1 protein-coding gene is annotated in these 2,077 nt (G+C 39.0%); it reads right to left on the minus strand.

What is annotated here, in order from left to right; genetic code table 11:
* Positions 1-521: 521 nt before the first annotated feature.
* Positions 522-1,874: a cytochrome P450 gene (locus F6K40_RS39870; RefSeq protein WP_293145760.1), complete on the minus strand. Its 1,353-nt coding sequence runs from the start codon at positions 1,872-1,874 to the stop codon at positions 522-524.
* Positions 1,875-2,077 lie beyond the last annotated feature (203 nt).

Genomic DNA, 2,077 nt, shown 5'->3' on the forward strand with positions numbered 1-2,077 from the left:
TTAGTTATCGTATTACTGAGGAGTAATGAGTAATGAGTAATGAGTAAGGAGTAAGGAGTAAGGAGTAAGGAGTAATATCAAATCCGGTTGAATACAAGAGTGTATTGTTGGGGGAGATGGTCCGATTGTCCGATTTAATAATGAACATATACTATATAACCGGATTCTATATTAGGGACGTTGCTTGAGCATTAATGCGTTTTCCTTACGGAATGCTCCGCAAACATGTCGCGTAGCCTTAGCGGAGCGAAAGCGTCAGCAAAACGTCCGTACGGAGGCACGGAGTTAGTATAAAAGTCCAAATTCAATCAAATATCGCTCTTGCTTACTGAAGATGATGCGGTGGATTGATCATATCATTGTGGTTTATTGATATGAAAACCGCTGTAAAATATGACCCCATCTACATATAGTTAGTAGTCGAATAGTAGTCGAAGCAAAGGTTAGGACAGTTATAAATCCTGTTTGCAGAGCATTTCCCTATAAGAAAAACCCTTTGATAGTCTACTGTTCCCTATTCCCTATTCCCTAAACTTCTGTTTCACAACCATCCGCATATTTCCTGGTGGCGCCATTGTCACCCCCCTCCGAACAGGTTTAATCAGTCGATTAGAAACTAACTTAAGTTCGTACTGTGATAAAATTGTTGCCAATACCAATTTCATTTCAAATAAAGCAAAAGCTGAACCAATACAACGACGACTACCCCCTCCAAAAGGCAAATATTCATAAGGTGAAAACTGTCTTTCCAGAAAACGTTCTGGTTTAAATTGTTTGGGTTCTGGATAAATATCTTCCCGGTGATGAGTCAGATAAATAGACACTATTGCCACCATTCCCGGTTCCAATTGATAACCCATAATTTCTATAGGTTTCTGAACAACTCTAGGGAAAGCATTAGTAACAATAGGATAAATGCGTAGAGTTTCTTGACAAACAGCGTTAAGGTAGGGAAGTTTGGTAATGGCAACTTTGTCTGAGTTATTCGGAAGAGTTGCTAATTCTGCCCTGAGTTTTTCTCGTACTGATGGGATTTTGTCAATCCAATATAACGCCCATGCTAAAGCTGACGCTGTAGTTTCGTGACCTGCCATCAGCATTGTCAGCAGTTCATCCTTAATTTCTTCGTCACTCATGGGATTACCTGTTTCATCACGCGCTTCTAGTAATAAACTGAGAATATCATCACGATGATTTCCTTCTTTTTTTGCAGTCGCAATTTCTGCCAATGTTAGTTCGTGGAGTTCTTGCTTTTTCCGCAAAAATCTCCCCCACGGACTCCAAGATCCCCAGTCTTTTTGCAAGAACCTGAAGAACAGAAAAATAGAACTCAAAGGAGAACTCATAGAGTCGAGAACATCAGACATCAGAAGTCTGAGTTTTTCATAACGTTCTCCTTGATTTAAACCAAATACAGCACCAAGAATTACTTTGAGAGATATTTCTTGGGTTGACTTGCGGATTGGAAAAGGTTTATCTATTTCCCACTGACTAATAACATCAGAAGTAATTTTATAGATTAAATCCCCATAGCTACGCATCCGATCGCCATGAAAAGGTGGCATTAATAGTTTTCTTTGCTGTCGGTGGCGATCGCCGTCTAGGAGCAGTAGAGAATTTTCGCCCACAAAATGCCCCAAAACACCATTACTACCCCCTAAACCAAAAATATCAGGGTCAGCAGTAAAAATTTGTTGAATAGCTTTAGGGTTACAGAAGTAGATGAAAGGGAACAAAGAATTAGTATTTGTTCTAAAAACATCTCCATATTCAGAATATCGCTCTTCTATGGCAGATAAGGGACTCAAAATAAATTTCCAAGTCCGTATTCTTTGTTGTAATGGTGAGAGGGCAGGGCCATTTGGTAGGGTCATTTCAGTTATTAGTTATCAGTTATCAGTTAATAGTTCCTCCAGCTAAATTATATCAAATCCGTTTAATTGAACATAAAAAAAACTTCCTATCTTCATAACTACTCAATCTTTACAATTCTTTCTCCTCCTGACTCCTGTCTCCTGTCTCCTGTCTCCTCCAGAGTTAAGCAATCTATAACTGTTTAACCGGATTTGATATTAGG

This window comes from Okeania sp. SIO3I5, from assembly GCF_010672085.1.
Classification (GTDB): Bacteria; Cyanobacteriota; Cyanobacteriia; order Cyanobacteriales; family Microcoleaceae; genus Trichodesmium.

Excerpts from the sequence above, each read along its gene's own strand:
- F6K40_RS39870 (WP_293145760.1), bottom strand. The coding sequence starts at position 1,874 with ATGACCCTACCAAATGGCCCTGCCCTCTCACCATTACAACAAAGAATA.